The sequence below is a fragment of the Enterobacter sp. BIDMC 30 genome (assembly GCF_000534355.1).
GTDB lineage: Bacteria > Pseudomonadota > Gammaproteobacteria > Enterobacterales > Enterobacteriaceae > Enterobacter > Enterobacter ludwigii.
In genome coordinates, this window is record NZ_KI973169.1 from 4,577,602 (window position 1) to 4,603,769 (window position 26,168).

The following is a 26,168-nucleotide window of genomic DNA, read 5'->3' on the forward strand; positions in this document are numbered from 1 at the left end:
TTCCACCCTGGAAGCAAATGAAGTGCCGCTCCGCGGCAAAATACGGCCTGTTAGCCAAAAACCCACATCACGGGTTGAAAACGGGTGTAACACCCAAATATTTCTTATGATTAAATCTAGACTCATTCAGCGCATTTATTGTGTTCAATTAAACGCTTCGTGACAACCTTAACCGAAACATCGCAGCCCGGGAGGCCCCCATCGTGAGTTTATTCGACAAAAAGCATCTTGTTTCACAAGCTGATGCATTACCGGGACGCAACACCCCTATGCCTGTGGCGACCTTACACGCCGTGAATGGCCATTCAATGACAAACGTTCCTGATGGAATGGAAATCGCCCTGTTCGCCATGGGCTGCTTCTGGGGCGTAGAACGTCTCTTCTGGCAACTCCCCGGCGTTTACAGCACCGCGGCGGGTTACACGGGGGGGTATACGCCAAACCCAACCTATCGCGAAGTGTGCTCTGGCGAGACCGGTCATGCCGAAGCCGTACGCGTGGTGTATGACCCTGCCGTCATTAGCTATGAGCAACTTCTGCAGGTGTTCTGGGAAAACCACGACCCGGCCCAGGGCATGCGTCAGGGTAACGACCACGGCACCCAGTACCGCTCGGCTATCTACCCTCTCACTCCTGAGCAGGAGACGGCCGCCCGCGCAAGCCTTGAGCGCTTCCAGAAAGCGATGCACGATGCCGGTGACAACCGCGAGGTCACCACGGAAATCGCCTCTGCCAAACCGTTCTACTATGCGGAAGACGACCACCAGCAGTACCTGCATAAAAACCCGTACGGCTACTGCGGTATCGGGGGTATCGGCGTCTGCCTGCCGCCACAGCTGGCCTGATTACTGGTCTAGCGCCACGCGAGCCGCGTGGCGCGTGGCATTACTGACCGACCCATAATTCATGACTTTTCCCTGCAACAGCAGGTTAAAAACCGGTGCCTGCGGCCTGTTAAGGCGGGTCTGCAGCAGGTGCACGGCCTCAATCCCCAGTTCGCGGCAGGGCACCGTGACCCCCGTGACCGGTTTTTCCAGCCGGTGCGCTAAATTCCAGGCAAAATCGGTGGTAATCAGAGAGATGTCTTCCGGGACGCGCAGCCCGTGGCGGGTTAATGCCCTCACCACACCTTCGGTCATGCTGGTGCTGTTCGGGAAAATCACCTCTGGCCACTGCGCTCTGTCATGACTCAGCAGCCACTCATCCAGCGCCCGCTCGGCTTCGTCTGCGGTAAACCACTCCGTCACGAGTAAATCACGCTGCGGCTCAAAGGCGACGTGAAAATGGCGATACGCCTCTTTAATGCCATCCAGACGAGCGTAAAGCGTATCTCGCCGAAGGCAGGTCAGCGTCAGGACCCGCCGGTGCCCCTGTTCAAAGAGATACTGCATGGCGGTGAAGCCAATCGCCCGGTGATCGGGTGATACCGAATCCAGTACCCGCTCCCGGTCCACGGAATTAATTAAGACGCAGGGTTTATTGAGCGTGCTGGCCAGTTTAAATATGGTGGCATCATCAGTACCAATAATAATTATCGCGTTGATGTTCTTCTGGCTGGCCTTTTCCATAAATAATTTTACATCGGCGTGCTGTTCTTCTAATCCGCAACAGCTGACCCACACATTGTGTGGCGAGCAGGCCTCAGCAATCCCTTTGGTCACCTCAAGATAAAAAATATCGCCGCGCCCCTGAAAGGTTCTTTCCGGAGCAAAAACGGCAATACCGTTAATCAACAGCCGTCCACTGGCCATGGACTCCAGCACGCCCAGCTCTCGTGCGGTGCGAACGATCGCATCCCGGGCTTTATCGCTGGTATATGACTTGCCGCTTAATACCCTCGACACCGTGCTAACGGAATATCCCGTGAGGGCCGCGATCTCCTCCATTTTTAACCTGCCCGGCATAGTGTGACCTCGCTCTCAATCAGTTTTTGCAAATATTTGCAGAAACAGCCTTTTGATTTTAAAACCAAATTTCAGAAAGCCTGGAGATTACTTATTCACCTTGCGAGTATTCTCACAAAAACACATTGTCGCTACGCCTCGCCTTTCCTATTTTCCGGTCATCACTTCTTTTCAACTGAAATTAAGGTGTGACATGGAGAAGGTACGTTTTGGCATTATTGGTATAGGTAATATCGGTACGGTCCACGCACGTTATTTACTCGCGGGTACGGTCAATGACGCCTGCCTGACGGCGGTTTGTGACAATGCACCGGAAAAACACCCGGCCATTCGCCAGCTGGTAGGGGCCATTCCCCTGTTCAGTGATGCCCAGGAGATGATCCAGAGCGGGCTTATCGACGCGGTGATTGTCGCCACGCCCCATTACGAACATCCGCGCCTGTCGATGCTGGCGATGCGTAACGGCATTCATACCCTGTGTGAAAAACCGGCAGGCGTTTATACGGCGCAGGTGCAGGAGATGAACGCCTGCGCGCGCGAGTGCGACGTGGTGTTTGGCATCATGTACAACCAGCGACCAAACCCGCTCTACCGGAAGGTTAAGGACCTTATCGACAGCGGCGAGCTGGGCGAGATCCGCCGCTCTAACTGGATAATCACCAACTGGTACCGCTCGCAGAGCTACTACAACTCCGGCGGCTGGCGCGCGACCTGGAAAGGAGAAGGCGGCGGCGTGTTGCTCAACCAGGATCCGCATCAGCTCGATCTCTGGCAGTGGCTGGTGGGCATGCCGGTCCGCCTGCGCGCGTTTTGCCAGTTCGGCAAACATCGTGACATTGAAGTGGAAGACGAGGTCACCGCCTATGCCGAGTATGCCAATGGGGCTACCGGTGTATTTATCACTACCGTGGCAGAAACGCCGGGGACAAATCGCCTGGAGATCGTCGGGGATCGCGGCAAAGTGGTCGTCGAAGAGGGGCGGCTTCGCTACTGGCGGCTACGTGAGTCCGAAACCGCGTTTAACGCCCGCTGGCAAAACGGTTTTGGGGAGCCTGAATGCTGGGAGGTCGACATTCCTGTCGCCGCCGAATGCAGCGAACATCATGTCATTACCGCAAACTTCTGCGCCGCCATCCTGCGCGGTGAACCGCTGATTGCGCCGGGCCTGGACGGGATCCACGGCCTGACGCTCTCCAATGCCATGCATCTTTCCACCTGGACTGACGACTGGGTCGAACTGCCGATCAACGAGAAACACTACTTGCGCCTGCTCCAGCAACGCATCAGCACCTCTGTTGCTAAAGAGGCCATAAACGTGACGCTTGATGCCTCAGGCACCTGGTAACTCCGGAGACGACAGATGCTAAATATCGCCATTGTAGGTACAGGCAATATCTCACATAACCATATTCAGGGTTATTTGCAGTTTGGTCAGCGCTGCCGGATTGTCGCGCTGGTGGATATCTACCCGGAAAAAGCGCACGAGAAAAAAACGCGCTACGGCCTGACGCAGGCCCGCGTGTATGAGAGCCATCAGCAGATGCTGGCATCCGAGCCAGACGTCGATATCGTCGATGTCTGCACCCCACCGTATGTCCACGCACAGATAAGCATTGATGCACTGGAGGCCGGGTGCCATGTGCTGTGTGAAAAGCCGATGGCCGCCTCGCTTGAGGAGTGCGACGCGATGATTACGGCTCAGCAGGCCAGCGGCAAAACGCTCTCCATCATTGCGCAAAATCGCTTTACCGATGCCTTCTGGCGCTTAAAAGCAGCGCTGGATTCCGGCCTCGCGGGCAAAATCTGCCATGCGCAGGTGGATTCGTTCTGGTGGCGCGGCCACTGCTATTACGATCTGTGGTGGCGTGGCACCTGGGAAAAAGAGGGGGGCGGCTGCACGCTCAATCATGCGGTTCACCATATCGACGCTATTCAGTGGATGCTCGGGGTTCCATCCGAGGTAGTGGCGATGATGACCAACGTGGCGCATGACAATGCCGAAGTGGAAGACCTCAGCGCCGCAATATTCAAATATCCCAGCGGCGCACTCACGCAGCTTACCGCCTCGGTGGTGCATCACGGCGAAGATCAGAAGATCGTCATCCAGGGCGAGCGCGCACGCATCTCTGCCCCCTGGCAAGCCTGTGCCAGCGTGAGTGCCGATAACGGTTTTCCTCAGGAAACTCACGACCAGCAGCGGGAAGCACAGCTCAACGCTGTTTTTGCGCAGACAGCGGCACTCGCGTGGACGCTGCATACCGGGCAGATTAACGACCTGCTGCTGAGTATTGAACGCGGCACGGCTCCGCTGGTGGATGGATTACAGGGAAAACGCTCGCTGGAGTTGATTACCGCAATTTATAAATCTGCCATCACCCGCACCGTGGTCTCGCTCCCCATTCCACGTGACGATCCGTTTTACCGTACCGGCGGGATTAACACCCTCGCCCCCCGTTTTCATGAGAAATCCGCAAGCGTGGCCAACTTCAGCGAAGTGGGCGCTATCCCCCTGGGTAAAGATCTGGATCGAGGAATCTGAAGATGAATAAACATGACGGAATGAACTACGCGCCAGTCGGCAAACCTCAGCCCGTTGTCCGGGAAGGTGAGTTTGTCTTTGCCGCTGCCGCGCTCGACCACGGGCATATTTATGGAATGTGTAACGGGCTGATTGAGGCCGGCGCCACGCTGAAATGGGTTTACGATCCCGATCCGTCCAGAGTGGATAAATTTATCCAGCAGTATCCGCAGGCCAGAGTGGCGGATTCGCTGGAGGCGATCCTCGCCGATAACGAGGTGCGTCTGGTGGCAGGCGCCGCCATCCCCTCTGAGCGCTGTGCGCTGGGGCTGAAATCGATGGCGGCGGGGAAGGATTACTTTACCGACAAAGCGCCGCTCACCACCCTTGAACAGCTGGCAGATGCCAAAGCGATGGTTGAAAAAACCGGTAAGAAATACGCAGTTTACTACAGCGAACGTCTGCATGTTGAGAGTGCTGTCTTTGCCGGTCAACTGGTAAAGCAAGGTGCCATCGGCGACGTGGTACAAACGCTGGGGACAGGCCCACACCGTGAAGGCGAAGGAAGGCCGGATTGGTTTTACGATCGGCGATACTTCGGCGGCATCCTGTGTGACATCGGCAGCCATCAGATTGAGCAGTTCCTTTTTTACACCGGCAACCGCGATGCAACCGTGATGGCAAGCCAGGTCCGGAACGTTAAACACCCGCAGTACCCCGCCTTTGAAGATTTTGGCGACGCAATGCTCAAAGGCGAAAACGGCGCCAGCGGCTACTTCCGCTGCGACTGGTTTACCCCGGACGGGCTGTCCACATGGGGTGACGGGCGACTGACGCTGCTCGGCACCGAGGGCTACATCGAAATCCGCAAATACGTCGATTTAACCCGCGGCGAGCAGGATGTGGTTTATCTCGTCAATAAAGAGGGGGAGTTCCGTTATCCGGTAGCAGGCCAGGTCGGATTCCCGTTCTTTGGCGAACTGATCCTCGACTGTCTCCATCGGACTGAAAATGCCATGACGCAGGCGCACGCCTTCAAGGCTGCAGAGCTCTGCGTGAAGGCTCAAATGCTCGCCAACGCGGCGGGTTAAGGGGCGCCGGAGATGACTATCCTGAATACCGCTATCATCGGCGGCGGGGCGATTCATGGCTGCCATGTCAATGCCCTGCGCCAGATACCCAACGTCGCGCTGCGAGCGCTGGTCGACATCGACAGCGTTAAAGGACTGGCGCTGGCGAAAGACTATCAATGCCGTTTTTATCAGGATTACCGGGAAATGCTGCTGGATGATGCCATCGACGTGGTACACATCTGTACGCCCCACTTCGAACATAAAGAGATGATTCTGGCGGCACTCGCCGCCGGGAAGCATGTTTTTTGCGAAAAACCGGTGGGCATGAACACCCGTGAACTCATTGATATCACCCGTGCTGCCGATTTGGCTCAGAGCCTGCTCGGCGTGTGCTATCAGAACCGGCTCAACCCCACCAGCCAGCGTATTCGGCAGGAGTTAGGCCATGGACAGCTGGGGAAAATGCTCAGTATCAGGGCAGTACTCACATGGTCACGCGCGGGCGCTTACTACACGCAAAGCCCCTGGCGCGGTCGGCTGGCAACAGAAGGCGGGAGTCTGCTGATCAACCAGGCAATCCATACGCTCGACCTGATGCAGTGGTTCGGTGAAGGCGTGACGCGAGTGAAAGGCGTGGTGGATAGCGGTGAGCTGGCAGAGGTGACCGAAGGCGAAGACAGCGCAATGGCCACGCTACACTTCGCCAACGGCGCCCGCGGCCTGTTTTATGCCAGCAATTGCCACACCACGGACGCCCCTCTCCTGCTGGAGATCCACTGTGAACGCGGCTCGCTGCTGCTGAATGACAACACTCTCTGGCGCGTCACGCCGGGTGAGCGGTTAAAACTGGCAAGCGATGATTCCCCCGACGGCACGGTAAAAAGCTACTGGGGGCTGGGTCATCAGCAGGCGATCCACCGGTTTTATACTGCCGTTCATCATCCGGAAAACAGAGACTATATCGATATCCGTACCGCCGGAAAATCACTCACCCTTGTGGAGGCTATTTATCGGTCATCTCAAACAAGACAATGGATAAATATCAACAACCAGAACGTAATTTGAATTCCAGACGTTAATAAAAATACGCCCCGTAAAACGGGTTAATCATTACCCTACACTGGATATTATTATGGTCAAACCAACTGAACGTAGAGTTGGTTATGGCGTGGCGCTTGGCTACGGCATAACCGATCTGTTTGGCGGAGGCGCTTTCGCCATTATCGGCACCTGGCTGTTATTTTTTTACACGACCTATTGCGGGCTGTCTGTTATTGAAGCGGGCTCTATATTTGCTATCGCCCGCGTCATTGATGCGCTGTTAAGCCCGATCATGGGTTATATCACTGATAATTTTGCGGGTACCTGGCTCGGACGTAAATTTGGCCGTCGCCGTTTCTTTTTATTACTGAGTTCCCCGTTAATGTTTTTGTATGCCCTGCTGTGGCTGACAGATATGGGATACTGGTATTACCTGGGAACCTATCTCTCGATTGAACTGCTGTCGGCGATGGTGCTAGTGCCATGGGAGACGCTGGCCGCAGAAATGACGAACCGCTATGAAGAGCGCAGCCGACTTTCAGGGGTGCGCATGATCTGCTCCCAGCTTGGGGGGTTCCTTGCCGTTTCCGTCCCCGGCGTCATTATGCAGTTCACCGGGAAAGACAATCCGTTTACCTATACGCTCACCGGACTGATATTTTCCTGCGTTTTTTGCCTTGCGGTGTTTATTACGTGGTACACCACGTGGGAAGCGAAAGATGTGCATCAGGAGTCCGATTTTAAGATAGATAACCAGCGCAGCAGCGGGGTAGCCAATCATCTGAAATATCTGGTACTGGACCTCTTTTCGTCCTTTCGCATCCGCGCATTCCGCCTGCATATCATTATTTATATCTTCTCGTTTACTGCGATGGACGTCTTCGGCTCGGTCTTTACCTATTATGTCGTTTATTGTCTGAGCCAGGATGCGGCGGCCGTGTCGGGCTGGCTGAGCATTGCCGCCTTTGCCTCGGTACCAGGCACGTACGGATTTATGCTGCTTTTGAACCGGCTGAATATCACGCCGTCCGCCGCGCTGCGCCTCTCTTATGGCTGTATCTTCGCCGTGCTGGTATTCCTGTTTACGGTCTACCTCACCAAAACGCAGGTGCCAACGCTGCTGTTCTCGGGAGTCTTTATCCTGCTCGGTGCCGCCCGCTCTGGTCTTTATTACATCCCGTGGAATATCTACAGTTTCATCCCTGATATCGATGAGATTGTAACGCAGCAGCGCCGCGAAGGGATTTTTGCCGGCGTGATGGTATTGACCCGCAAAAGCACCGTGGCGATTGCCATTATGATCATCGGTCTGGTGCTGCAGGAGTCAGGGTTTGTGAAGGGCAGCGGCGCACAGCCTGAAAGCGCGCTGGGGGCCATTATCGGCCTGCTGATTTTCGCGACGGCGGCCCTTCTGGCCGTGAGCTTCTTCACGACCTACAAATTTAAACTGACCCGCGAGACGCACAAGCTGCTGCTGAAGGAGATTGCGCGCCGCAAGCTGGGCGGAGATTATCGCGACTGCGACGCCAACACCCGCGTGGTGATCAAACAGCTCACCGGCTATGAGTATGACCAGGTGTGGGGAGGGGATGCCACGCGCCGGGCGGCAGGAAACGCCAGTTTATCCGCAGTAAAATAGCCGTACGTACCGGACAGCGCTTCGCTGTCCGGCCGGTTTTATGCCAAAATGTGACCTCTGGCAGATTTACACGCCTTTACGCTATACTACCCGCTGAAATAATCAGCTCAACGCTACGAGCTGACGTTCTATGTGTCTTCACACAAATGTAATTAACTTCCCTTCCGAGGATCTGGCTGAAGCCGGATAAACTATGTTAAACAGTATTTTAGTGATACTTTGTCTCATTGCCGTCAGTGCATTTTTCTCGATATCCGAGATCTCGCTGGCCGCCTCCCGTAAAATCAAACTGAAACTGCTTGCTGACGAAGGCAACGTTAACGCATCACGCATACTCAAAATGCAGGAAAACCCGGGAATGTTTTTCACCGTGGTGCAGATTGGCCTGAACGCGGTCGCCATCCTGGGCGGTATCGTGGGGGATGCAGCATTTTCACCGGTGTTTCATGGCCTCTTCGCACGCTACTTTTCACCTGAACTCTCCGAGCAACTGAGTTTTATTCTCTCCTTCTCGCTGGTGACTGGCCTGTTCATCCTCTTCGCTGATCTAACCCCGAAACGCATCGGTATGATTGCGCCAGAAGCTGTGGCTTTGCGCATCATCAACCCGATGCGCTTCTGCCTGTTCCTGTTCCGTCCGCTGGTGTGGTTCTTCAACGGCCTGGCCAACAGCATTTTCCGCCTGTTTAAAATTCCGATGGTGCGAAAAGACGATATCACCTCTGATGATATCTATGCGGTCTTCGAAGCGGGTGCCCTGGCGGGCGTGCTGCGCAAGCAGGAGCACGAGTTAATTGAGAACGTGTTTGAGCTGGAATCCCGCACCGTACCGTCATCCATGACCGGACGTGAAAACGTGATTTGGTTCGACCTGCACGAAGACGAGCAGAGCCTGAAGCAAAAGGTGGCCGAGCACCCGCACTCCAAGTTCCTGGTCTGTAATGAAGATATCGACCACATCATCGGTTATGTGGACTCGAAAGACCTGCTGAACCGCGTGCTGGCCAACCAGAGCCTGGCGCTCAACAGCGGCGTTCAGATCCGCAATACCCTGATTGTTCCGGATACCCTCACCCTCTCTGAAGCGCTGGAAAGTTTCAAAACGGCCGGTGAAGATTTTGCCGTTATCATGAACGAATACGCGCTGGTGGTGGGCATCATCACCCTCAACGATGTGATGACCACGCTGATGGGCGACCTGGTTGGCCAGGGTCTGGAAGAGCAGATTGTTCAGCGTGACGAAAACTCATGGCTTATCGACGGCGGTACGCCGATTGACGATGTCATGCGCGTGCTGGATATCGACGAGTTCCCGCAGTCAGGTAATTACGAGACCATTGGCGGCTTTATGATGTTTATGCTGCGAAAAATCCCGAAACGTACCGACTCGGTGAAGTTCTCTGGCTACAAGTTTGAAGTGGTGGATATTGATAACTACCGCATCGACCAGCTGCTGGTGACGCGTATCGATAATAAACCGACCGTGCTGGTGCCGCGGATGCCTGACGCAGAAGAGAAAGTGTCGGCGTAAGGCCCATAAACATCAACGGCTCCCATCGGGAGCCGTTTTTTTATCAACTGCGTTTTTAACTACTGCATAGCACGTTGGTTAAGCCATCTCAGTTTGCAGACGCATAACCTGACGGTTGACTTCAGACATCACAGACAGGTGCTGCTTGTCCTTCACTTTTGGGATAAGGATCTTGCCCTTATCAAACTCAAAAGCGCCAACATCCTTGATATACAACCGTCCACGGAACAGGATCTTCACGTACTTCGCCACCTGAAGCGGGTTGTAGCGTTGGAAAATTTTCATTCTTGTATCTCCTGCGAATCATACGCTCTTGCGGTGCCACAATCGGCCCGACTGTCCTGAGCGCAAATTTTGTTGCCCAAAGACTATAGACCAGAACTACGGTGTTACCCAGTATGCATAAGTTTATTTACCGTTTGATTACAATTATTCAGAATAATCTTTGCAAAGCTTCACTCAGGGCAGTATAAGCCGTCGTTTTTTCATGGATATGTGCGTTCACCCGCAAACTGGCATCGGGATTGCGGGAAAACCACATTGATCGCACTTATGATTAAAAGCGTATGACCAAGTGGTCGGATCACCTGCAAACAATAAGGAAACACCATGACCCTACGTACTATCCTTGCAGCAGCCTGTCTGCTTCTGCCTCTGTGGGCTAGCGCTCACGCGATTGAAAAAGGACAACGAGTACCACCAGTCGGCATTGCTGACCGGGGAGAATTGATTCTCGACAATGATAAGTTTAGCTACAAAGCGTGGAATAGCGCGCAGCTCGCAGGCAAAGTGAGAGTTGTACAACATATTGCCGGTCGTACATCCGCAAAAGAGAAAAATGCCAACCTGGTGGAAGCGATCAAGGCCGCAAAATTCCCACACGACCGCTACCAGACCACCACGATTGTTAATACTGACGATGCCATTCCTGGCTCCGGCATGTTTGTGCGTTCAAGCCTTGAGAGCAATAAAAAACTCTATCCGTGGTCGCAGTTTATTGTCGACAGCAACGGCGTGACGCGTAAGGCGTGGCAGCTGGAGGAAGAGAGCTCCGCAATCATCGTGCTGGATAAAGACGGCCGCGTGCAGTGGGTGAAAGACGGGGCATTAACCCAGGAAGAGGTGCAGCAGGTTGTCGCCCTGCTGCACAAACTGCTGGCTCAATAAATAGAGACGCGGAAGCCGGGGTTAAGGAAGGATTCGCGCGGGGTGTAGTCCAGCGGCTTACCCTGCCAGTCATGAACATGTGCCCCGGCGGCCGTGGCGACCGCATGCCCTGCCGCGGTATCCCAGACGTTCGTTGGCCCAAAGCGAGGGTAGAGCTGGGCATGACCTTCCGCCACCAGACAGAATTTCAGTGATGAACCAATCGAGGTCGTCTGGTGTTCACCCAGCTGTTGCAGATATTCCTGCAGTTCGCTGTCGCTGTGCGACCGGCTGATCACCACCAGCGGTGGACGCGCATCGCGCACCTGAATCTGCTTACGCACGCCGCACTCTTCCTTCCACGCCTTACCGTCTGCAGCGCTGTACATGACCTTCATCACCGGCGCGTATACCACCCCAAGCACCGCTTTGCCTTTTTCAATCAGCGCGATGTTGACGGTGAACTCACCGTTACGCTTGATAAACTCTTTGGTGCCGTCGAGGGGGTCCACCAGCCAGTAACGCTGCCAGTGCTGACGCTCGTCCCAGCTCTGCGGCGCTTCTTCTGACAGGACCGGGATATCCGGCGTTAAGGCCTGCAGCCCTTGCAGGATCACCTTGTGAGCCGCGATATCTGCCGCGGTGACCGGAGAGTCATCTGCCTTGCTGACGACCTCCATCGGTTTTGCACCGTCATACACCTGCATGATGGCATCTCCCGCATCCCGTGCGAGCTGACAAATCTTATCTAACATTCTCCACCTCTTTGTTAACGCAGTGGGGTTAACTCTTTGTTTTAGTTATATCGTAATGGGAACAATTCCGCTATCTGTGAAGCAATTCTGGTTTCATGGCGCTTTTTTCTGTCAGGATTCACATTTATGTAAGCAACACGCTATAGATACATATTCTTTTGTGGCCTGGATCGAAAAAAGGACTCCTCTGATGATTAAGTTTAGCGCAACGCTCCTGGCGACGCTGATTGCAGTGAGCGTACAGGCGGCGACGGTAGACCTGCGAATTCTGGAAACTACCGACCTGCACAGCAACATGATGGACTTCGATTACTACAAAGATACCCCGACGGAAAAATTCGGACTGGTACGCACGGCAAGTTTGATCGCTGCCGCCCGCAATGAAGTTAAAAACAGCGTGCTGGTCGACAACGGCGATCTCATTCAGGGTAGCCCGCTCGGGGACCATATGGCGGCGAAGGGGCTGAAGAAAGGCGAGATCCACCCGGTATATAAAGCGATGAACACCCTGGACTATACCGTCGGCAACCTGGGCAACCACGAATTTAACTACGGCCTGAAGTACCTGCACGATGCGCTGGCTGGCGCGAAATTCCCGTACGTTAACGCCAATATCATCGACGTTAAGACGCAGAAGCCGCTCTTTACCCCCTATCTGATTAAAGAGACCGAGGTTGTCGATCAGGACGGTAAAAAACAGACGCTTAAAATTGGCTATATCGGCTTTGTGCCGCCGCAAATCATGACCTGGGATAAAGCCAACCTCGACGGTAAAGTGACCGTTAACGATATTACCGAAACTGCGCGCAAATACGTGCCGGAAATGCGCGAAAAAGGCGCAGATCTGGTTGTGGTGGTTGCGCACTCGGGACTCTCCGCCGATCCGTATCAGGCCATGGCGGAAAACTCCGTTTATTATCTGAGTGAAGTCCCGGGCGTCGATGCGATCCTGTTCGGCCACGCCCACGCGGTCTTCCCGGGTAAGGACTTTGCCAACATTAAGGGTGCAGACATCGAGAAAGGGACGCTCAATGGCGTGCCGTCGGTGATGCCGGGCATGTGGGGCGACCACCTTGGTGTGGTGGATCTGGTCCTCAATAACGACGGCGGCGACTGGAAGGTCACTCAGTCAAAAGCAGAGGCGCGCCCGATTTACGACGCTGCGGCTAAAAAATCACTCGCCGCCGAAGATAAAAAACTGGTCGACGTGCTGAAGCACGATCACGACGCCACCCGCGACTTCGTCAGCAAGCCGATCGGTAAATCGGCGGATAACATGTACAGCTACCTGGCGCTGGTGCAGGATGACCCGACTGTCCAGGTGGTTAACATGGCGCAAAAAGCCTATGTCGAACATGTTATTCAGGGCGACCCGGACCTGGCAAAACTGCCGGTGCTGTCGGCCGCGGCACCGTTCAAAGTGGGCGGGCGTAAGAATGACCCGGCAAGCTACGTTGAAGTCGAAAAGGGCCAACTGACCTTCCGTAACGCCGCCGATCTCTATCTCTATCCGAACACCCTGGTGGTAGTGAAAGCGACAGGTAAAGAGGTGAAGGAATGGCTGGAGTGCTCTTCCGGACAGTTCAACCAGATCGATCCGAAGAGCAGTAAACCGCAGTCGCTGATTAACTGGGATGGCTTCCGGACCTATAACTTTGACGTGATTGACGGCGTGGAGTATCAGATTGATGTTACCCAGCCTGCAAAATATGACGGCGAATGCCAGGTCATTAACCCGCAGGCCGAGCGCATCAAAAACCTGACCTTTAAGGGCAAAGCCATCGACCCGAATGCCACCTTCCTGGTGGTAACCAATAACTACCGCGCCTACGGCGGCAAGTTTGCCGGCACGGGAGATGGCCATATTGCCTTTGCCTCACCGGACGAGAACCGCTCGGTGCTGGCGGCGTGGATCAGCGCGGAGTCCAAAAAAGCGGGGGGCATTCATCCGGCAGTGGACAACAACTGGCGCCTGGCTCCCATTCACAGCGACACGCCGCTGGACATCCGTTTTGAAACTTCACCGTCCGATAAAGCGGCGGCGTTTATTAACGATAAAGCCCACTATCCGATGAAGAAAGTTGCAACAGATGATATTGGCTTCGCCATTTATCAGGTGGATTTAAGCAAGTAACGCGGTGTGTGCCGGGTAGCGGCTTCGCCTTACCCGGCCTGCCTTTACGCCGCGCGTTCTTCCCGGTTCGCCATCACCTGCGGCGTATGCACTTCTATCCAGTCCGCCAGCGCGGCCACTTTCTCACTCACCTCTGTCCCTAACGGCGTCAGGCTATACTCAACGTGCGGTGGTACAACCGGATACGAGACGCGATTAACAAACCCGTCCTGTTCCAGCGCCTGTAGCGACTGGGCCAGCATCTTTTCGCTGACACCCCCCATTTTTCGGCGCAGGTCGCTGAAACGGTGGGTTCCCTGTCGCAGGGCCACCAGAATCAGCACGCCCCAGCGGCTGGTGACATGTTTGAGAACCTCTCTGGAAGGGCACTGTTCCGCGAAGAGGTTGCCATCGCGCATTTGTTCGCTAAGTGTCGGTATCGTTGTTTTCATACTTACCTTTATGTACGTACTTACTAAAAGTTAGCTATGGTGCTAGTGTGCCACAACACCAGACAAACACGAAGAGGATTCATCATGATCGCAATTACCGGCGCAACCGGCCAGCTTGGCCAGCTCGTTATCAAACAGCTGTTAAACACCGTACCGGCAAACCAGATTGTGGCGATTGTCCGCAATCCGGCAAAAGCTGAAGCCCTGAGCCAGCAGGGAATTACCGTTCGTCAGGGGGATTACGCTGACGAAAGCACAATGACCTCCGCGCTTAAGGGCGTAGAAAAGCTGCTGCTGATCTCCTCCAGCGAAGTGGGTCAGCGCGCCACCCAACATCAGAACGTCATTAATGCTGCCAAAGCCGCTGGCGTGAAATTCATCGCCTATACCAGCCTTCTGCATGCGGATAAATCGCCGCTGGGCCTGCACGTTGAACACGTCGCGACGGAGAAGGCGCTGGCGGAGTCCGGCATCCCTTACGCCCTGCTGCGTAACGGCTGGTACACCGAAAACTATCTGGCGAGCGCACCGCCCGCGCTGGAGCACGGCGTATTTATTGGCGCGGCCGGTGAAGGCAAAATCGCCTCTGCCACCCGTGCGGATTACGCGGCTGCCGCGGCAAGAGTCATCTCCGGGGACGGCCATGCAGGCAACGTATACGAGCTGGCCGGCGACCACGCCTGGACGCTGAGCGAACTGGCGGCCGAACTCAGCAAACAGAGCGGCAAAAACGTGGCGTATCAGAACATGAGCGAGGCGGATTTTGCCGCGGCGCTGAAGGGCGTTGGCCTGCCTGCCGGGCTGGCGGATATGCTGGCGGACTCCGATGTGGGCGCGTCTAAAGGCGGCCTGTTTGACGACAGCCATACGCTGAGCAAACTGATCGGGCGTCCAACCACACCGCTTTCAGAGAGCATTAAAGCCATCCTGTAAATGTTGCAAAATGGTTATTTTTTGTAGCATCCCCTCGGGTCATCTCTGATAATGGAGAGATGACTCATGAGGAGGTTCACCGTGCAGGGCGTACCGGAACAGTTCATTGATGAGAGAGACAGCGCGCGCTTTCGCCATCTGGCGCATTTGCCGGGCCTGGAGCTTTATCACGCGCATATTTCTGACTACGCCTTTGAGCCTCATACGCATGAAGCCTTCGGCATCGGCACCATTGAAACCGGTGCCGAACGCTTTCGCTATCGCGGTACCCAGCATCTCGCGGCGGAAAAATCCGTCGTGACCATGAACCCGGACGAGATCCACACCGGGGAGTCGGCGACGGATGGCGGCTGGCGCTACCGGATGGTTTACATTGAACCCGATCTGCTGGAAGAGGTAACCGGCCTTCGCCACTGGTGGTTTAGTGACGTAACCCGCCATGACCCGCTGCGCTCACAGCAAATCGGCAGGCTTATCTATGGCCTGTGGCATACGGACGACCCGCTGGCGCAAAAAGGCCTGCTGCTGGATCTGATCGAGACCTTCCAGCCGTTAGCCCGCCACGCGCCGGTTACCCGAGAAGGTGCACACCGGTTCGAACGGGTTCGTGAGTATATGCACGACAACTACATGCACGCCCTGACGCTGGACGAGCTGGCCAACGTGGTCTCACTGAGCCCCTACCATTTTCAGCGCCAGTTCAAGGCACATTTCCATGTCACTCCGCATCAGATGCTGATGGCTATCCGCCTGTGGCGCGCCAAAGCGTTTCTCACGCGCGGCATGCCCGCCGCCGAAGTCGCCGCCGCGACCGGGCTGACCGATCAGTCCCATTTGACTCGCGCCTTTACCCACCGCTATGGCATTACCCCCGTGCGCTACCAGAAACAGGTCGTTAAGCGCTGATGCGCAACCTCATACAATACGTGCGCCCTTCCCCCTCCTACACTGAACGCAGAATAAACCGATGTGGATGGAAAAATGATTAGTGGTGTGTTGTATGCCCTGCTTGCGGGTCTGATGTGGGGACTGATCTTTGTCGGCCCGCTGATCGTGCCGGAGTACCCGGCAATACTGCAGTCGACCGGACGTTATCTGGCACTGGGGCTGATTGCTCTCCCGCTGGCGTGGCTCGGTCGTGCACGTTTGCGTCAACTCGGCCGACAGGACTGGTTCACCGCGCTGGCGCTGACCATGATGGGCAACCTTATCTATTATGTTTGCCTGGCGAGCGCCATTCAGCGAACCGGTGCACCGGTATCTACCATGATTATCGGCACGCTGCCCGTGGTGATCCCGGTCTTCGCTAACCTGCTTTACAGCCACCGCGACGGGAAACTGGCGTGGTCAAAAATGGTACCAGCGTTGGGGTGTACCGCCGTGGGGCTGGTCTGCGTCAACATTGCCGAGCTGCAGCATGGGCTGGAGGACTTCTCGCTGTTGCGTTACGGTTCTGGCATCCTGCTGGCATTCGTTTCCGTGGTGTGCTGGGCGTGGTATGCCCTGCGCAATGCGCGCTGGCTGCGGGAAAACCCGGATAAACACCCGATGATGTGGGCGACGGCTCAGGCGTTGGTCACGCTCCCGGTTTCGCTTATGGGCTATGTGGGGGCCTGTCTCTGGTTAGGCCACCAGCAACCGGATTTCGCTCAACCGTTCGGGCCGAGACCGTGGGTCTTCGTCGGGCTGATGCTGGCGATTGCGGTGCTCTGCTCATGGGTGGGCGCGCTGTGCTGGAATATCGCCAGCCAGAAGCTGCCGACGGTAATTTTAGGGCCGTTGATTGTATTCGAAACGCTGGCCGGGCTGCTTTACACCTTCCTGATGCGCCAGAGCGTACCGCCGCTGTTAACTGCCTGCGGGATTATATTGCTGGTCGTTGGGGTCGTGATGGCGGTGAGAGCAAAGCCGGAAAAACCGATGGTCGTTCCGGCTTCAGAGAGTTAAAACGTTTCCCAGTTCGCTTCAGACGTCGCCGCGACAGGTTTAGCCGCTGGAGTGTAGCTTTTCACCGGCGCGGCGTTGACCACCGGGTTGCGGGTAATTTTAAACACCGCTACCGCTTCGTTCAGGCGTGCCGCCTGATCTTCCAGCGCGGCCGCCGCTGCCGCAGACTCCTCCACCAGCGAGGCGTTCTGCTGGGTCACGCGATCCATCTCGGCCACCGCCTGACCTACCTGATCGATACCGCGGCTCTGCTCGTCAGAGGCAGAGGCAATCTCGCCCATGATGTCGGTCACGCGGGTGACCGCATTCACGATCTCCGCCATCGTCGCCCCGGCTTCGTTTACCAGCTGTGAGCCGGCATTCACGCGCTCGCCGGAATCGTCGATCAACGCTTTAATCTCTTTTGCCGCCTGAGCGCTACGCTGGGCAAGGGTACGCACCTCACCTGCGACCACCGCAAAGCCACGGCCCTGCTCGCCTGCACGCGCGGCTTCCACCGCTGCGTTCAGCGCCAGGATGTTGGTCTGGAAGGCAATGCCGTCGATTACGTTGGTAATTTGCGCAATTTTGCTGGAACTGGTCGCAATGTCGTCCATGGTGCGCACCACACCTTCCACCACGTTACCGCCCTTCTTCGCGGTTGAGGAGGCATCGAGCGCCAGACGGGAAGCCTGACGTGCGTTATCGGCGTTTTGTTTTACCGTGGCGGTCAGTTGTTCCATGCTGGCAGCCGTCTCTTCCAGAGAGGCAGCCTGCTGCTCGGTGCGGGAAGAGAGGTCGTTGCTGCCCGCAGAGATTTCCCCTGCACCGGTGTAAATGGTGTCTGCGCCTTCACGCACCACGCCCACCGTGTTTGCCAGCGAGGTTTGCATCTCCTGAACGTTGCGCGCCAGGATTGCCATTTCATTCTTACCCTCTGCCTGAATCGGCTGGGTCAAATCCCCTGCGGCAATGGCGCGGATATGGCCGATCACATCCTGCAGCGGCAGCAGCAGAACGCGGCGCATCGCAATCCAGCTGGAGACGATCACGGCAATCACCAGCAGCATGACTGCAGAGAGGATCCACAGGATACGTTTATAATCGTTTTCGTTGTCTTTAATCCCTCTGTCCGTGAGGACGGCCTGGGCTTCACGCCATTCACGGTACACGTTCTGCATCGCGGTCTGTTTCTGCTCCGCATTCTGCTTGAACATATCTTCCAGATTGCCCTGGCCCAGCAGGACGTTCATTTGCGTCAGCGTGGCGGAGTAAATGCGGTACTGCTCTTCCAGACGGTTAGCCAGATTCTCGTCCAGACCTGGAGTATTAGGCAAAGCGTAGTATTTATCGTAATGGGACTGCGCATCCGCCAGCAGGTTCTTCGCCGTGTTCACCAGTTCATTCAACTGGCCGCCGTTAATCTGAGATGCCATGCTGCTTTGCAGACGCAGCATGCCGCGGTTCAGGGTCACGCGGGCCTGGTTGAGGCTGATCCATGCATCGGTAAACTCGGCGACATTCTGGCTTGAGAGCTGCGAGACGGTGAAGTTATCTTTGTCGTTATTCAGCGCGTTGATAAAAATGCCGGCGGAAATGACTTGCATGATGCCGAGCACAAGCAGCACCGAAATAAGAAGGGTAATGACTTTTATACGTTTAAACATGCGTTGCCTTTTTTATATGCAGGTTTGTCTGACGTGGATATATCGGCACGCACGGCGAGTTGTTTACTGTTTCCCCACGTTAAAAAACTTTCTAAAGTAATTTCCTGCATTCATTCAGCAAGTTAAAAGTCATTATTTTTTTGTGATCTGGTTCTCACTTTTCCCCTTCCCTCTAAAGGGTTATAGCGCCGCCTTAAAGATGCATTTAAAATGCACTTTATATTATTGATGATGAGGTAACTGCTATGGCCTTCCGCGACCAACCCCTTGGCGAGCTGGCGCTCTCCATCCCGCGCGCGTCCGCGCTGTTTCGTAAATACGATATGGATTACTGCTGTGGCGGTAAGCAAACCCTGGCACGTGCCGCCTCGCGTAAAGAGCTGGATGTGGGGCTCATTGAAGCGGAGCTGGCGCAACTGGCTGAGCAGCCTATTGAGAAAGACTGGCGCACTGCAGCCCTTGCCGACATCATCGACCATATCATCGTGCGTTTTCACGACCGTCACCGTGAACAGCTGCCTGAACTGATCCTGCAGGCGACAAAAGTGGAGCGCGTTCACGCCGACAAACCTTCCGTACCGCGCGGTCTGGCGAAATACCTGACCCTGCTTCACGAAGAGCTTTCCAGCCACATGATGAAAGAGGAGCAAATCCTCTTCCCGATGATCAAACAGGGTATGGGCAGCCAGGCGATGGGGCCCATCAGCGTCATGGAAAGCGAACATGATGATGCAGGCGAACTGCTGGAAGTGATTAAACACACTACCCATAACGTTACACCGCCACCAGAGGCGTGCACCACGTGGAAAGCGATGTACAACGGCATTAACGAGATGATCGACGACCTGATGGAGCACATCAGTCTTGAGAACAACGTCCTGTTCCCGCGTGCCCTCGCAGGTGAATAAAAAAGGCGCCCGAGAGCGCCTTCCTGAGGTTATCATTCGGCCACAGCATCTGTGGCCTTTTTTTTAACGCATGCCTGCCATACGTTTCTTACCGATAAATAGCCATCCCAGCCCCAGCGCGATGAACCACAGCGGCGTGACGATTAACGCCTGACGGGTATCGTCTTCCAGCGTCAGCAGAACCAGCACGAAGACGAAGAACGCCATGCACACCCAGCACATCAACTTGCCCAGCGGCATTTTGTAGATCGATTTTTCATGCAGGTGTGGACGCTGTTTGCGGTACACCAGGTAAGAACACAGGATGATGGTCCAGACGAACATGAACAGGATCGCAGAGACCGTGGTGATCATGGTAAACGCACCGATCACACTCGGGTTCACATAGAGCATCACCACACCGCCCAGCAGGCAGATACAGGAGAAGGTCAGCCCTTTCGCCGGCACCGCACGCTTAGACAGTTTGGCAAACGCGCGTGGCGCAACCCCTTCCTGTGCCAGACCAAACAGCATACGGCTGGTAGAGAACACCCCACTGTTGGCCGAAGAGGCCGCGGAGGTCAGCACCACGAAGTTAATCAGGCTTGCCGCCGCAGGCAGTCCAACCAGCACAAACAGCTCAACGAACGGGCTCTTGGTCGGTACAACGGAGCTCCACGGCGTCACGGACATGATGATAATCAGCGCGAACACGTAGAACATAATGATACGAATCGGGATGGAGTTAATCGCGCGCGGCAGGGATTTCTCCGGATCTTTAGTTTCCGCCGCCGTGGTACCGACCAGCTCAATCCCCACAAAGGCAAACACCGCAATCTGGAAACCGGCAAAGAAGCCACTGATGCCTTTCGGGAACCAGCCGCCGTCATTCCACAGATGCGCGAACGAAGCCTGAACGCCGGTTGGAGACTGGAAGTGCGTCAGTACCATCACCAGGCCGACAACAATCAGGGCGATAATCGCCACGATTTTGATCATCGCAAACCAGAACTCCATCTCACCGAACATTTTAACGGTGGCGAGGTTAAGGCTCAGCAGCAGAACAATCACCGCCAGCGAGGCCACCCAGTCCGATAACCCCGGGAACCAGAACTGCGCGTAGGCCGTGATGGCGACCACATCCGCCATGCCGGTCACCACCCAACAGAACCAGTAGGTCCAGCCGGTGAAGTAGCCCGCCCAGGGGCCAAGCAGGTCGGAAGCGAAATCGCTAAAGGACTTATATTCGAGGTTCGAGAGCAGCAATTCACCCATTGCACGCATCACGAAGAAGAGCATAAAACCGATGATCATATAAACGAAAATGATCGACGGCCCGGCAAGACTGATGGTTTTACCTGACCCCATAAACAGCCCGGTACCGATGGCACCCCCGATGGCAATGAGCTGAATATGACGGTTTGTGAGATTGCGCCGTAGCGACTGTTCAGACGACGCCTCTTCGTCGGCGACGACTTTAACCTGATCTACCATGTGATATTTTCCTGTTTATGCCTGTCTGTGTTGTTAAGGCTCTTCTGGCCTTTAAATACGTCAAAAAAATAACGGTCCCCATGAAAGGACTCATCGATATTAGGTAAGAATCGGCGGGATGAATACTATGATTTGGATATTATGTTAATAATATGTTTAAAGTGAGTGTCATATCACTCATACAACGCGAAACAGCTCACAAAAATACACGCAACAGTTTCGTTTGCAAGATAAAATGTTGATTCCGTCGTAACTATAGGTTTTATCACTATATTCCTCTCTCCTGAAGGAGAGAGGAAATAAGAAAAGCTGATTACAGAATTTCCAGCAGCTCGACTTCAAACACCAGGGTGCTGAATGGCGGGATGGACGCACCAGCGCCACGCTCGCCGTACGCCAGGTTGTGCGGGATAGTCAGTTCCCATTTGGAACCCACTGGCATCAGGGTCAGCGCTTCGATCCAGCCCGCGATAACGCCGTTAACCGGGAATTCAGCCGGTTCGCCACGTGCTACAGAGCTGTCGAACACCGTACCGTCGATCAGTTTACCGGTGTAGTGCACGCGAACGTGGTCAGTACGCGCCGGGATTGCACCGTCGCCCTGGTTGATCACGCGGAACTGCAGGCCAGACTCGGTGCTGTTCACGCCTTCACGCTCACGGTTCTCTTCCAGATATTTCACGCCTTCTGCAGCCATCTCTTCGAAACGCGCGCGACGCACGGCGTCAGCACGTTCGTGGATTTCACGCAGCGCACGGTGCACAACATCAACCGGAACCGCCGGGTTGTTGCCTTCCAGCGCATCAGCGATACCCGCCACCAGCGCTTCGGGTAACAGACCTTCCAGGCCGGATTCGCTCAGCTGCTGTCCTACCTGCAAGCCGATACCGTAACTTGCCTGCGCTTCGATAGTGTCAAAAGTCGGGGTGGTCATGGGTTTTCCTTCCATCACATTTAAAGTAGCGGGCAGCATATCAGCCATGCCCTTATGGGTAAAACTTTGTCTGAAGTTAAGGTGACAAACCGCCACGAAACAGAAACAATAGAGAGAACCAGGATTAATCCCGAACGAATGTCACGGATGTCGGGTTTGCTACGCCGTTCAGGCAGTTAGCAAACTATACTTCGGAGCACAGGATAAAAAAGACGCGGAGCAGGAGGAGAGCCATGCCCGGGCGATTTGAACTGAAACCTACCCTGGCGAAAATCTGGCAGGCGCCGGACAATTTTCGCATCATGGACCCGCTGCCGCCTCTGCATCGCAGAGGGATCATCATTGGCGCGCTGATGGTGATCGTGGGTTTCCTGCTTCCTTCCGGTGGCGATGACGCCGACACCGCGACGGTGACCCGCAATGCCCAGCTGGATATTCAGTCGCAAACGCGACCGCAGCCGGACACACAGCCTGTGCAGACGCAACTGGTCACCCCGACGAACGATCCGGGACAGGTTGCGCCTGTTGAACCGGAACCCATTCAGGATGAACAGCCACAGGAACAGGCAGCGGCCCCGGCAGAGCCACAGGCTCAGCAGCCAACCGGCATTGAGCAGCAGTGGCGTTCCTATCGCGTAGAGCCGGGTAAAACCCTTGCGCAGCTGTTCCGCGACCACAATCTGCCGCCAACCGATGTGTATGCCATGGCGCAGGTGGAAGGCGCAGGTAAGCCGCTCAGTAATTTGCAGAATGGCCAGCTGGTGCAGATACGTCAGAATGCCAGCGGTGTCGTCACCGGGCTCACGATTGATACGGGAAATGGCCAGCAGGTGCTGTTTACCCGCCAGCCTGACGGCAGTTTTATCAGAGCACGTTAATGTTCAGGCCGGGTAAGGCGAGCCAGCCCCCCGGCAATGCCCTTCTTAGTGACTCCGCTTATTGACCCACCAAATCCCCGAGCAGACCAGCACCAGCGCAATCGCATATTTGATGTCCAGAATGTTTTCACCGAGGAAAATGGCGGACAGCACCGTCCCGGCAACGGGGATCACAAAGTTGAACGGGGCAATCATACTTACGCGGTTCACTTTCAACAGCGCGCTCCAGAGGGCGAACGCTACCGAAGAGAGTAACGTCAGATACCCCAGCACCGCGACGGCCGTCATGCTATGCACTTCCAGCATCCCTCCCGTGAGATAGCCACCCGCCACCAGCGCCGCGCCGCCGATAGCCAGTTGCCAGCCGGTCATTACCGTCGGGTCGACGGTCTGGGAGATGCGTTTTCCGTAAAGCGTGGCGGCAGAAAGGATAAAGGCTGCCAGCACCACAAACCCGTCTCCCTTCCAGACGAAGCTGAATTCGCTTAACCCGCCGTGGAAGTTAACCAGCATCACTCCGGCAAAGCCCAGAATACAGCCAAGCGTTTTGTTATAGCTGAGCTTGTCGTTGTGGTAGATGAAGTGCGCCAGCAGCACGCTGAAGAAAGTGCCGGTGGCGTTCATGATCGAGCCGTTCACGCCTGTCGTGTAGGCCAGTCCGATATAAAAGAAGGTGTACTGAATGCTCGTCTGCGTCAGCCCCAGGACGGCCAATTGCCCAAACTGCCCGGGCGTGAACCTGCCGATGGGCTTGCGCTGTGCTAATGCAAAGAGAAGCAGCAGCACACCCGCAAACAGAAAACGGTAACCGGCGAACACGACCTTTGAGGGAATATCATCGGTGGCAATCTGGAAGAGTTCATAGCCGCTTTTTATGGCCGGGTAAGAGCTACCCCAAAGCAGACAGCAGAGCGTGGCGCAGGCATAGGCCACCTTTCGACGGGCAAATACGGGCGTGGGCAGAGCGGTTTCCATGTCGAATCTCATAAATAAAATTGCGTTTCATTTTATTATCAGAGAATGCGCCAGGAATAGCGACCCTACAAGCACTAAAGCGCGAGTCTGGTCCCTTAAAAAAGCAAAACGCCGGCACAAGGCCGGCGCTTCGACGTGAGCAGAGTAAAATTACTCAGCTACAACGTTAACAACCAGTTTAGCGAACACTTCGCTGTGAACCTGGAAGTCCACTTCGTGCTCACCAGTGGTACGCAGAACACCGTTCGGCAGACGAACTTCGCTCTTAGCCACTTTAACGCCAGCTGCAGTTACTGCATCAGCGATATCGCGGGTACCGATGGAACCGAACAGTTTACCTTCGTCGCCAGCTTTGGAAACGATGGTAACAGTGCCCAGTGCGTTGATTGACTCAGCGCGAGCATTAGCAGCCGCCAGAACGTCAGCCAGTTTGGCTTCCAGTTCAGCGCGACGTGCTTCGAAAAACTCTACGTTTTTCTTGGTAGCTGGAACAGCTTTACCCTGTGGAACCAGGAAGTTACGAGCGTAGCCCGCTTTAACGTTTACCTGATCACCCAGGCTGCCCAGGTTTGCTACTTTATCAAGCAGAATAACTTGCATTACCTTATCCTCTTAAAGTCGTATTAATGGACCGTGCCCGATTACTGATGACGATCAGTGTACGGCAGCAGGGACAGGTAGCGAGCGCGTTTGATAGCGCGAGCCAGCTGACGCTGGTATTTTGCACGAGTACCGGTGATACGGCTTGGGACAATCTTACCGCTTTCGGTGATGTAGTTTTTCAGCGTTGCGATATCTTTATAGTCGATCTCTTGAACGCCTTCCGCGGTGAAACGGCAGAACTTGCGACGACGGAAATAACGTGCCATATGGCTAGTCTCCAGAATCTATCAAATCAATCTGCTCGGCATGCAGAACCATTTTGCTCAGGCCGTTCTTTGCCTTGTGGCAAGAAATGAACCCCTGAACGATTACTGCGCTACCGACCGTTATACTGTGAGTAATGGCCTGGTTTTCGTGTCCGCTAATAATAACGGGCATTTGGCACCACGCCTGCCGGTGAAAGCCGGCTTCCTCTTGCACAGAACGATGCTCAAGCACGAACTGGCAATGCGGAATTCCTGATGGACTGACCTTACGAAGGGGGGTCCTGCACACGGTACCGGACAACACCAGACGGTTGGTCATCAGAAATTACTCTTCAGAATCCCCAGCATCAGAATCATCTGCGGTTTCGTTTGCGAAATCATCGCGACGCTCACGGCGCTCGTCTTTCGCTTTAACCATCGGAGATGCTTCGGTCACTGCGTTTTTGGTACGCATAACCATGCTGCGGATAACGGCATCGTTGAAGCGGAAGGTAGTTTCCAGCTCATCGATCACTTCCTGCGGCGCTTCAACGTTCATCAGAACGTAGTGTGCTTTGTGCAGTTTGTTGATCGGGTAAGCCAGCTGACGGCGGCCCCAGTCTTCCAGACGGTGGATCGTACCTTCTGCACCAGTGATGGCAGCAGAGTAGCGCTCGATCATGCCCGGAACCTGTTCGCTCTGGTCAGGATGGACCATAAAAACGATTTCGTAATGACGCATCGAATTGCTCCTTACGGATTATTCAGCCTCCTGTCTGGGTCAGCCGAGGCCCGGGGAGGCAAGGAACGTGTTAAAGGTCGGCTGAAAAATTGACGCGTCATAATACTTGCGCGCCCCTGGAAACTCAAGCTGATTGCACAAATAATTCGCACAAAGCGTAAAGCTGGTCTAAGTGGGTGATTTAAAATTAATCACATCAGGAAGCGTTGTTTTTTTGAACAACAGCATCAGAAATGGTCACGCATCCCCGCCGGATAAGTGATTACACTTTAATCAGAGACCTTATTTATAAAAGGAGAGCAACACCCCCTTTCACAGCACGCAGTCGTGGAGCGCATATCATGAAAAAAATCGCATTTGCCGTAATGGCTGCACTTTTGCTCAGTGCAAACGCGATGGCAGCCATCAAGATAGACGGCCGGCAGGCCCAAAACATGGATGATGTGCAGAGCTTAGGCGTAATCTACATCAATCATAATTTCGCCACTGAAAGTGAAGCAGATCAGGCACTCAATCAAGAGACCGATGCTCAGGGTGCACAATATTATCACGTCATACTGATGCGTGAGCCCGGCAGCAACGGCAATATGCACGCCAGTGCAGATATCTACCGATAACGCTTTAACGCTAGCACCAGGAAAGCCAACAAAGAGAACATAGCCATAGTTTAACTTGCCCCCTGCCCGGGGGCTTTTTTTTGCTAATGGCTCTG

At 54.9% G+C, this 26,168-nt stretch carries 27 protein-coding genes; 15 read left to right on the plus strand and 12 right to left on the minus strand.

The features are described from left to right. Positions 1–203: 203 nt before the first annotated feature. Positions 204–845 (plus strand): peptide-methionine (S)-S-oxide reductase MsrA, encoded by a 642-nt coding sequence (gene msrA / locus L466_RS00985; protein ID WP_020882919.1) that lies wholly within the window; start codon positions 204–206, stop codon positions 843–845. On the opposite strand, the gene L466_RS00980 is transcribed toward msrA, so the two are convergent. Next, positions 846–1,904, minus strand: coding sequence for a LacI family DNA-binding transcriptional regulator (locus L466_RS00980; RefSeq protein WP_014168356.1), 1,059 nt, complete (start codon positions 1,902–1,904; stop codon positions 846–848). Between the two features lie 193 nt (positions 1,905–2,097). Here L466_RS00980 and L466_RS00975 point away from each other — a divergent pair, with 193 nt between their 5' ends. From L466_RS00975 to L466_RS00950, 6 genes are all read left to right on the plus strand, one after another. After that, positions 2,098–3,249 carry a Gfo/Idh/MocA family protein gene (locus L466_RS00975; protein WP_032681857.1) on the plus strand — a complete coding sequence of 384 codons (1,152 nt, stop codon included), beginning with the start codon at positions 2,098–2,100 and terminating at the stop codon, positions 3,247–3,249. A gap of 15 nt (positions 3,250–3,264) precedes the next feature. After that, entirely contained in the window at positions 3,265–4,443 is a 1,179-nt protein-coding gene (locus L466_RS00970; protein WP_032681858.1) for a Gfo/Idh/MocA family protein, read from the plus strand. A 2-nt stretch (positions 4,444–4,445) separates the two neighbouring features. Continuing rightward, complete coding sequence (locus tag L466_RS00965; protein WP_032681859.1) at positions 4,446–5,513, plus strand: Gfo/Idh/MocA family protein; 1,068 nt, start codon at positions 4,446–4,448, stop codon at positions 5,511–5,513. A gap of 12 nt (positions 5,514–5,525) precedes the next feature. Next, on the plus strand, positions 5,526–6,560 hold the full coding sequence (locus L466_RS00960) for a Gfo/Idh/MocA family protein (protein ID WP_032681861.1): 1,035 nt from the start codon (positions 5,526–5,528) through the stop codon (positions 6,558–6,560). A 67-nt stretch (positions 6,561–6,627) separates the two neighbouring features. Beyond that, positions 6,628–8,175, plus strand: a complete 1,548-nt coding sequence (locus L466_RS00955; RefSeq protein ID WP_014168350.1) for an MFS transporter — start codon at positions 6,628–6,630, stop codon at positions 8,173–8,175. Positions 8,176–8,368: 193 nt separating this feature from the next. Beyond that, entirely contained in the window at positions 8,369–9,706 is a 1,338-nt protein-coding gene (locus L466_RS00950; protein WP_014168349.1) for a polyamine export protein PaeA, read from the plus strand. Between the two features lie 78 nt (positions 9,707–9,784). Here L466_RS00950 and L466_RS00945 read toward each other — a convergent pair whose 3' ends face one another. Then, positions 9,785–9,991 (minus strand): DUF1107 domain-containing protein, encoded by a 207-nt coding sequence (locus L466_RS00945; RefSeq protein WP_003856054.1) that lies wholly within the window; start codon positions 9,989–9,991, stop codon positions 9,785–9,787. A 324-nt stretch (positions 9,992–10,315) separates the two neighbouring features. Here L466_RS00945 and L466_RS00940 point away from each other — a divergent pair, with 324 nt between their 5' ends. Beyond that, entirely contained in the window at positions 10,316–10,873 is a 558-nt protein-coding gene (locus L466_RS00940; RefSeq protein ID WP_014168347.1) for a YtfJ family protein, read from the plus strand. Here L466_RS00940 and cysQ read toward each other — a convergent pair. Continuing rightward, positions 10,867–11,607, minus strand: coding sequence for a 3'(2'),5'-bisphosphate nucleotidase CysQ (cysQ, locus tag L466_RS00935; protein ID WP_014168346.1), 741 nt, complete (start codon positions 11,605–11,607; stop codon positions 10,867–10,869). The genes L466_RS00940 and cysQ overlap by 7 nt on opposite strands. A 190-nt stretch (positions 11,608–11,797) precedes the next feature. On the opposite strand from cysQ, the gene L466_RS00930 reads away from it, so the two are divergent. Next, positions 11,798–13,741, plus strand: a complete 1,944-nt coding sequence (locus L466_RS00930; RefSeq protein ID WP_032681862.1) for a bifunctional 2',3'-cyclic-nucleotide 2'-phosphodiesterase/3'-nucleotidase — start codon at positions 11,798–11,800, stop codon at positions 13,739–13,741. A 44-nt stretch (positions 13,742–13,785) separates the two neighbouring features. On the opposite strand, the gene L466_RS00925 is transcribed toward L466_RS00930, so the two are convergent. After that, positions 13,786–14,172: a winged helix-turn-helix transcriptional regulator gene (locus L466_RS00925; protein ID WP_014168344.1), complete on the minus strand. Its 387-nt coding sequence runs from the start codon at positions 14,170–14,172 to the stop codon at positions 13,786–13,788. An 84-nt stretch (positions 14,173–14,256) separates the two neighbouring features. On the opposite strand from L466_RS00925, the gene L466_RS00920 reads away from it, so the two are divergent. The 3 genes from L466_RS00920 to L466_RS00910 all read left to right on the plus strand — a co-directional run bounded on the left by L466_RS00920 (position 14,257) and on the right by L466_RS00910 (position 17,052). Further along, on the plus strand, positions 14,257–15,105 hold the full coding sequence (locus L466_RS00920) for an SDR family oxidoreductase (protein WP_032681863.1): 849 nt from the start codon (positions 14,257–14,259) through the stop codon (positions 15,103–15,105). 81 nt (positions 15,106–15,186) lie between these two features. Then, entirely contained in the window at positions 15,187–16,011 is an 825-nt protein-coding gene (locus L466_RS00915; protein ID WP_032681865.1) for an AraC family transcriptional regulator, read from the plus strand. Between the two features lie 75 nt (positions 16,012–16,086). Beyond that, complete coding sequence (locus tag L466_RS00910; RefSeq protein WP_032681866.1) at positions 16,087–17,052, plus strand: DMT family transporter; 966 nt, start codon at positions 16,087–16,089, stop codon at positions 17,050–17,052. Here the strand turns inward: L466_RS00910 and L466_RS00905 are convergent. Then, positions 17,049–18,698 (minus strand): methyl-accepting chemotaxis protein, encoded by a 1,650-nt coding sequence (locus L466_RS00905; protein WP_014168340.1) that lies wholly within the window; start codon positions 18,696–18,698, stop codon positions 17,049–17,051. The two genes, L466_RS00910 and L466_RS00905, sit on opposite strands and share 4 nt — an antisense overlap. A 245-nt stretch (positions 18,699–18,943) precedes the next feature. Between L466_RS00905 and ytfE the strand changes: the two genes are divergently transcribed. After that, positions 18,944–19,606, plus strand: coding sequence for an iron-sulfur cluster repair protein YtfE (ytfE, locus tag L466_RS00900; RefSeq protein ID WP_014168339.1), 663 nt, complete (start codon positions 18,944–18,946; stop codon positions 19,604–19,606). Between the two features lie 63 nt (positions 19,607–19,669). Here the strand turns inward: ytfE and cycA are convergent, their stop codons facing one another. Continuing rightward, positions 19,670–21,079 carry a D-serine/D-alanine/glycine transporter gene (gene cycA, locus L466_RS00895; RefSeq protein ID WP_014168338.1) on the minus strand — a complete coding sequence of 470 codons (1,410 nt, stop codon included), beginning with the start codon at positions 21,077–21,079 and terminating at the stop codon, positions 19,670–19,672. A 313-nt stretch (positions 21,080–21,392) separates the two neighbouring features. Then, the gene (fklB, locus tag L466_RS00890) at positions 21,393–22,013 is read right to left on the minus strand and encodes an FKBP-type peptidyl-prolyl cis-trans isomerase (protein WP_025205816.1); all 621 of its coding nucleotides are present in this window, start codon (positions 22,011–22,013) and stop codon (positions 21,393–21,395) included. 233 nt (positions 22,014–22,246) lie between these two features. Between fklB and L466_RS00885 the strand changes: the two genes are divergently transcribed. Continuing rightward, on the plus strand, positions 22,247–22,891 hold the full coding sequence (locus tag L466_RS00885) for an OapA family protein (protein WP_032679427.1): 645 nt from the start codon (positions 22,247–22,249) through the stop codon (positions 22,889–22,891). 45 nt (positions 22,892–22,936) lie between these two features. Here L466_RS00885 and L466_RS00880 read toward each other — a convergent pair whose 3' ends face one another. The 5 genes from L466_RS00880 to rpsF all read right to left on the minus strand — a co-directional run bounded on the left by L466_RS00880 (position 22,937) and on the right by rpsF (position 25,456). Next, positions 22,937–23,866, minus strand: a complete 930-nt coding sequence (locus tag L466_RS00880) for a DMT family transporter (protein WP_032681868.1) — start codon at positions 23,864–23,866, stop codon at positions 22,937–22,939. Between the two features lie 150 nt (positions 23,867–24,016). Then, complete coding sequence (gene rplI / locus L466_RS00875) at positions 24,017–24,466, minus strand: 50S ribosomal protein L9 (RefSeq protein ID WP_014168334.1); 450 nt, start codon at positions 24,464–24,466, stop codon at positions 24,017–24,019. 41 nt (positions 24,467–24,507) lie between these two features. Continuing rightward, complete coding sequence (gene rpsR / locus L466_RS00870; protein ID WP_000135199.1) at positions 24,508–24,735, minus strand: 30S ribosomal protein S18; 228 nt, start codon at positions 24,733–24,735, stop codon at positions 24,508–24,510. 4 nt (positions 24,736–24,739) lie between these two features. Continuing rightward, a complete protein-coding gene (priB, locus tag L466_RS00865) occupies positions 24,740–25,054 on the minus strand; it encodes a primosomal replication protein N (protein WP_014068638.1) in 315 nt (104 codons plus the stop codon). A gap of 6 nt (positions 25,055–25,060) precedes the next feature. Further along, on the minus strand, positions 25,061–25,456 hold the full coding sequence (gene rpsF / locus L466_RS00860) for a 30S ribosomal protein S6 (protein ID WP_014068637.1): 396 nt from the start codon (positions 25,454–25,456) through the stop codon (positions 25,061–25,063). Positions 25,457–25,797: 341 nt separating this feature from the next. On the opposite strand from rpsF, the gene yjfY reads away from it, so the two are divergent. After that, positions 25,798–26,073: a DUF1471 family protein YjfY gene (gene yjfY, locus L466_RS00855; protein ID WP_025206244.1), complete on the plus strand. Its 276-nt coding sequence runs from the start codon at positions 25,798–25,800 to the stop codon at positions 26,071–26,073. Positions 26,074–26,168 lie beyond the last annotated feature (95 nt).